This window comes from Endozoicomonas sp. SESOKO4 (assembly GCF_024606275.1).
In genome coordinates this window covers 1-6,204 of sequence record NZ_JAHHPS010000351.1, presented here as the reverse complement: position 1 = coordinate 6,204, position 6,204 = coordinate 1, and the positions used below count along the sequence as shown (strand labels likewise).

The following is a 6,204-nucleotide window of genomic DNA, read 5'->3' as shown; positions in this document are numbered from 1 at the left end:
TCCCTCATTCTGGCATGCTGAATATTTCGGACAAGCCCAGGCTGGCAGTCTATATTTCTATGTTTCCGGCAGGCTTGGAAGAGACGGCTGAGGAACGCATAGAACTCTGGCAGGAAAAAAGAGCACCAAAAAAGTGGCGGGGCTTAAACCATCAACAAGACCCTGAACCAGGAGAGCCTGCCCGGCTCACTGAACTGGGCAAAAAACTGTTGGGGTTGGAGGAATACACCTGACCGTCCCGGCCCTGCCGAGAGTCTCTTAAAAGCGAACATTCAAATCATTGGCTAAGTATCAATGCAGCGTCTAGGCTTCCTATCCACTTTTTCTACGGAAACCTTAACATGACTAGCCTGCAGCTTTGTTTCGTCCTGTTAGTCGCCCAGATATTCTTGTTGCACACTCTGACTTCAGAGGCTCAGGCGGCGACTCAACCTGCCTCTATGACAGTATCGTGCGACTCTCTCACAGGACAAACGTCAGGGGTTCAGAGACGGCTAAACCAGTATAGAGAGCTTTTTCGCGGAAAACAGTGTCTTGTTCTCAGTGCTAACCCGAAAAAGGATTTAGCTAAGTTGATCCGCCAGGCTCCTCAAAACACCGTGGTATTGCTCTCATCCAACTCTGTCCATGCAGGTAAAAAACAGGCTATATACGTTACAAACTATCAAATCGTTTTGAAGGATGGTCAGGACATTATTGGAGCCGCTGATGATGGTTTTGAAATCGTCATCGGTTCCCATTTAGGGGGCAACTCTGTAATCAAGGTAGGAACCACTAAAAATTTCCGGTATAGAGAAACAAGAGACAGCAATATAAGACACATTACTTTCTGGCCATTTGGACGCCCTGATGAACCCAGAACTAACACTGTTGTTTTCGCAGAATGTTATAACCGGAGACTGATTATAAAAGACAATGTATTTCATATTCCTGTCCGATCCGCCGTTCATCTTGACTGCAAACAATCTCTGGATGCAGACGCCGATGGCAGCCGCCCTGGCCCTGGCCTCCAATTTGCCAATAACACGATCAAAGGTCACATCATCAAGAACTGGTACCTGAACTACATGCCCGAAGATGGGGTGTCTGTAAATCTTCCTGCTATCAGGAACCAGTCACACAGAATCGCTGTTACTGGTAATACATTCATGGGCAGAATGGCAGAAGCGGGTGAATTTACTCTTGGGTCCGGAACTCGCCTGGATATTTTCAGAAATACAGTAGACATTGCCAATCATGGCAGTACTAACACACTTCGCGACGCCCGTGCCCAACGATCGCCACGGCTGGGAGGCTTCACGCTTATAGGTCATACCGATGGCAATGCAGAGCCTCCTCACTTTAACCTGGCAGGCAACCGGATCCGGGTAACCGCGAGAACAGCGGCCGCTATAAACGTCAGCGCCCCTCTTAAACTCGCCCTGGCCTGTAACCACCTGCAGGCCGTTAGTCCTTGGCAACAACTTCAAGAACACTTCAGCCTGAAAGCGGCTGATCCGTTATCGCTGGGAGGTGAGTGCGAAAGACCGATGACTTCACTCGTTGAAATGCCAACGCCAAATTCAACCGTTGTCACGCCATCGGTAAACTCAACCGTTTTCATGCCAACAACCATGCCAACAACCGTTCCCTATAACATCAGTCAGATACTGAACACCTGGACAGCCATTAACTCCTCAGCCACGGCCTGTAGTGGACTGACCAACTTCGAAGGTCGTTTCTTCTTTGAATCAGGAGTCTGCCCCACAGTCGCTACGTCCTCTGCTTTTGTTAACAATGTGGCTTTTGGTAGCAACACGATGTCCGCTAAGAGCGCGAGCCCCAGTTCACCGTCGGATGCAACCAGAATGACTACGGGTTTAGGTGTTATAACCACTCTGGCTATATTGCTGGCTCTATAAAACACACTTGGCTCGTCCCGAGCTTGTAGAAGGAGGGTGACAACGCACTTAAAAAACTTCGTACACAGGGGCATGGAGTATTTCCATAGAATTTGTCAGCATCTCAAAATGACATATTCTTTTCAGAAATAGTACGTCGAGCAACGATTATTGAGATCATGAATGAGATCTGACTCCCTCCTGAATCAGCCTGACCGAGGTTTCTGTTAACTCGTTAACCCTTTTCCAGAAAAGTGTTCGCTGTTCTCTATCAGCAGGTTCCAGCGACTGGAACTTCTCCAGAGAAGCCTGAAGCTCCTTTGGGCAAACAGATTCCCGAACGGGCCGAGGTTGATCAGGAAAACTCTCTGTAAAAAGACGATCCCAGTCAAAATGACAACCCGGATCGGCTTTTCCCCTGAAACCAGCTATGTGTTCATGGCCAATAATCCGTTGTGGATCACCCAGGCTGGGGTAGTGCTCCTGCAACAGGCGAATCACATCTTTCAGAGCTGAATATTGTGCATCGGTGAAAGGGAAAACATTCCCGTTGTAGTTAACCAACTCTATTCCAATAGCAAAATCGTTGAGCGCTTCTTTTTCCTGCCAACGACTGATACCAGCATGCCAGGCTCTGTGAGCAGTTCCATTCAGGCAACTGACCAGCTCATAGACGGTCCCGTCCAGATCAATCACCAGGTGAGCTGAAACCCCACAACCTGGACTCGAAATCATGTCCAGCGTACCCTGAAGGTCCACAGCCGTGTAGTGCAGGACCAGAAATTCTACAGGAATTTCCCGGGCGTCAAAGTTGGGGCTGGGATGTGAAATGAAACTTAAAGCCATTGATTTGCCTGTAAAAAGTCTGGGATCCATTGAACTGATAGCGTAACCAGCCATCCAGTCAGAGATCAAGGGCGTATTTTAAGGTATTTATCACCCGATCAAGGAACTTTGAGCTTCATTTGCGCCATAGTCAGCTTTTCAATTCCCTGTATCATTAGCTCATTTGGGAGAAAGAATATGGCCAAAGGCTTACTGAAACATCAGGAACGACAGGCTGCACTGAACTTGCTTGGCAAGGATCTTGCCCGCAGGGCCAGTTCAAAGTGTGAGCTTTGTGAAGCAGCCGGTGTTCCGCTTAACATCTGGGAAGTAGCTCCTGTTCCTGAAGAGCCCGATTTTGAGCACTGCCTGATGACCTGTGACATTTGCGGTGAGCAACTCAGCCTTTTTGAAAGGAAACCCGCAAAAATGAACGTTGACCACTGGCGCTGTCTGGGCAAAAGCGTCTGGAGCCAAGTTCCGGCCGCCCAGGTGATGTCCGTCAGAGTCCTTCGCCAAATCTCAGGGCAATACCCCTGGGCTGCTGAAATCCTCGAACACGTCTTCCTTGAACCTGAAACAGAAAGCTGGGCTCAGAAGATTGAGTGAGCCCTGCTTCACTCTGCCTGATGGCCGATAAAGTCCTGGTCACATTGTTTCTAACAGTGAAGTGTTTATTGAGACTTGAGATCAACGTCCCGGTTCATGCCAACAAATTTGCGTTTTCGATGCTTACCCTTGTGTTCCGTCAGAGCTCTGGCATTCTTGCAGACTGCTCCGCACGGCCGCTGTTGGCCGTCCAATCCGACAACGGTCACGTAGCAGGTTTGTCGCCCACTGTGGTCTTTTCTTCTGTGATCTGACAGAACTTTAGAACTCCTACAAACCTTCGCGCACGGGCGCTGCTGGCCATCTTTGCCGACCACGATCCGGTCACAGATTTGTTGCCCGCTGTGCTCTCTTCTTTTGTGATCCGCCAAGGATCCGGCACTCTTGCAGATCCTACCACATGGCCACACCAAACCATCCTCCCCAACCACGATCCTGTCACAGATTTGTTGCCCGCTGTGGGCTCTTATTTTGTGAGACGCCAGACAAGGAGCATTCTTGCAAACCATCCCGCATGGGCGCTGTCGGCCATCCTCTCCGACCACGGTCACGTAACAGGTTTGTTGCCTGCCATGCACCATTTTTTTGTGGTTCGCCATGGTTTGAGCATTCTTGCAGATCTTCTTGCATGCTCGCTGCTGACCATACTCCCCGACCACAGTCATGTTACAGGTTTCTGGCCCTTTATGATTATTTCTATTGTGATCCATCAGGGCACGAGCATTCTTGCAGACTTTCCCGCATGGCCGCGGCTGACCATCCTCCCCGACCACTCTGACATCACAGCTATGTTGCCTTGGATGACTTCTTTTTTTGTGAGATGACAGAGCCCGAGCATTCTTGCAAACTCTCCCACATAGTCGCTCTTGGCCACCCTCTCCAACCAAGATCACGTGACAGATTTTTTGCCCGCTGTTGTTCCTGGCTTGTGCTTCGTCTGTCCGGGAAAGATGGGGTTGGCTCTGACCTGACTGGGATAATTCAGTGATTGTCTGTGGTGTTTCTGAAGAGTCAAGCGCAAGGGAAAACCCAGCTTCCTGGCAAAGTTCAGTTGGATCGACTAACCCATTAATGACCCCAAACTCATTCGCTGTAAAACGCAATCCGTCGTTCATTAGCACAAGACCATTAAGCGGCCCGGCAACGTCAGTTGGATAGGTGCCCCCCGCACGCATTGAGTCTGAGGTGTCCCTGTCTAAGGCAACCTCATCCAAAGCGCAGGCATTGTTGGCAGGGTTGCAGTCAAACTCATACGCCAAATCAAGCAGTTGATTAGAAATCAACGAGAGTTGAATACCAGAAAGATCATCCAGTATTTCGTTTTGTTCGAAATGCGTCGCTTCAAAAGGATCAAAATCGTCTATGCGACTAATGCTGTGTTTATTAGCCAAATGAGGGCATGAGCTCTGTCCGGGGTTTGCTCCGTTGAAGCCCATCGAAGTTTCTGCCGAATTCAGCAGCCAATTATCGGGGCTTCCATTATCAGAGAATGGTCGGAAACTACAAACACCACGACAAGGGTGAACGAAACAATTTAAACCCAAAGTATGTGAGTGTTGTTGAGAACCTCCTCCACTACCGCCTGAGTCAGAATACATGAGGCTGGAGATAAAGCCTCCGGGGAGATTAGCAGCTTGTGGAGCTCGCTGTCCCGATGATGTTGATGGTTGATGTGGTCGCTGGTTGTGTCCAGAGCCAAACATCATTGTAATAGTGTCTAACGAATGGTCCTGACTCACCTTTTGTTGTTCAATCGGGTTAGACATCAGTAACCCGGAGTTCCAATAGCTTTTTAAAAGCCAACCGACAGCGACAAGCACTTCTACAGATAACCATGAATAAGGATTGGAATTCAGGGGGGCGTCTTTGATGGTCAGTATCAGTTTGTGAGCCACCTGCAGGTCAGTGGCATAAAGTAACTGCCACGAAATCGACTCAATGATGGTCGCTTTTATCCCATAGCCGCCAAGTCTGTGTGGTTTGTCATCAGGCGGCCTGGTTGGTCCTGTATAGCCATTTGTGTCGGCAATATCTGACGGGTTACCCTGCGGTGAATGTCGGACACCTTTGATAGAAAAGCTCTGATGCGAAAATCCTGCATTTGGTTCAGCCCCGACAGCAAAACATCCTGTCCACGGTTCAGCCTGACAGACGACAGACAACCCGAGTACCAAAAACAGCGGCGCCATAAGGAGTAGGTATTGAATAATTCTATCCTGGCATTCTGGTTCACAGACAAGAAGGATAGATCACCCCAAGAAAGTGGGCTTCGAAATACTCTGGTTCTGATTTATTAACACCATGATTCCGCAGCGCTTCGAATGAATGTCTGCAAAATCCAGAACCGGGCAACCTCAACGTTTGTTACTTTTCTGATAGTTCTCAATCGCTTGCTGGCGACGTTTACTGACCGTCAACTGTTCCTGTACACGATCTCGTTCAAGCTGGCAGGCTGATATCATTCCCTGATAGAGCGTCTGGAGTTCTTCGAGCAGATCCTTCACCTCTTCCGAGGGAGCAGAGCCACTTTCCAGCGCTTCTTCGATCGCCTGACGTGCTTCAGAATCCAAAACTTCCAGCGTTGTCCAATCCCTGCTTCGGATAGCCTCGCCAAGAGTATAAATGGAATTCTGGAGCTTCTCTTTGACAATGTCGGTTTTGTTCATCGGTAACCTCTCTACCATCAGCGATGTCGGCCTGAGCCTGAGTGTAGACAGTCATGCTAACGGCATCTGCCAAATGAAGTGTCTAAGACGATGATCACTCCAGTTTATATCGTTGAGTTTTTGCTATTGTTTAAGCTCACCAGAATGCTGATGAATATTATGGATTGGTAGACTAGCAGCCTGTCGGACTTAAGCGTCCGTAGCGAGGATTGCAAGAAATTGAG

5 protein-coding genes and 1 pseudogene are annotated in these 6,204 nt (G+C 49.0%); 3 read left to right on the top strand and 3 right to left on the bottom strand.

Annotation, left to right across the window (positions count from 1 at the left end):
* Both KDK16_RS06905 and KDK16_RS06900 read left to right on the top strand, forming a co-directional pair.
* A pseudogene (locus KDK16_RS06905) lies at positions 1-233 on the top strand (phytanoyl-CoA dioxygenase); the annotation flags it as partial.
* A 108-nt stretch (positions 234-341) separates the two neighbouring features.
* Positions 342-1,901, top strand: coding sequence for a hypothetical protein (locus KDK16_RS06900; protein WP_257253159.1), 1,560 nt, complete (start codon positions 342-344; stop codon positions 1,899-1,901).
* A 156-nt stretch (positions 1,902-2,057) separates the two neighbouring features.
* Here KDK16_RS06900 and KDK16_RS06895 read toward each other — a convergent pair whose 3' ends face one another.
* Positions 2,058-2,726, bottom strand: coding sequence for an N-acetylmuramoyl-L-alanine amidase (locus KDK16_RS06895; RefSeq protein ID WP_257253161.1), 669 nt, complete (start codon positions 2,724-2,726; stop codon positions 2,058-2,060).
* 177 nt (positions 2,727-2,903) lie between these two features.
* Between KDK16_RS06895 and KDK16_RS06890 the strand changes: the two genes are divergently transcribed.
* Positions 2,904-3,314 carry a phnA protein gene (locus KDK16_RS06890; RefSeq protein ID WP_257253163.1) on the top strand — a complete coding sequence of 137 codons (411 nt, stop codon included), beginning with the start codon at positions 2,904-2,906 and terminating at the stop codon, positions 3,312-3,314.
* Between the two features lie 65 nt (positions 3,315-3,379).
* Here the strand turns inward: KDK16_RS06890 and KDK16_RS06885 are convergent, their stop codons facing one another.
* Entirely contained in the window at positions 3,380-5,503 is a 2,124-nt protein-coding gene (locus KDK16_RS06885) for a hypothetical protein (protein ID WP_257275307.1), read from the bottom strand.
* 165 nt (positions 5,504-5,668) lie between these two features.
* A complete protein-coding gene (locus tag KDK16_RS06880) occupies positions 5,669-5,980 on the bottom strand; it encodes a hypothetical protein (protein WP_257253359.1) in 312 nt (103 codons plus the stop codon).
* Positions 5,981-6,204: the final 224 nt, after the last annotated feature.

Excerpts from the sequence above, each read along its gene's own strand:
- KDK16_RS06900 (WP_257253159.1), top strand. The coding sequence starts at position 342 with ATGACTAGCCTGCAGCTTTGTTTCGTCCTGTTAGTCGCCCAGATATTC.
- KDK16_RS06895 (WP_257253161.1), bottom strand. The coding sequence starts at position 2,726 with ATGGCTTTAAGTTTCATTTCACATCCCAGCCCCAACTTTGACGCCCGG.
- KDK16_RS06890 (WP_257253163.1), top strand. The coding sequence starts at position 2,904 with ATGGCCAAAGGCTTACTGAAACATCAGGAACGACAGGCTGCACTGAAC.
- KDK16_RS06885 (WP_257275307.1), bottom strand. The coding sequence starts at position 5,503 with ATGGCGCCGCTGTTTTTGGTACTCGGGTTGTCTGTCGTCTGTCAGGCT.
- KDK16_RS06880 (WP_257253359.1), bottom strand. The coding sequence starts at position 5,980 with ATGAACAAAACCGACATTGTCAAAGAGAAGCTCCAGAATTCCATTTAT.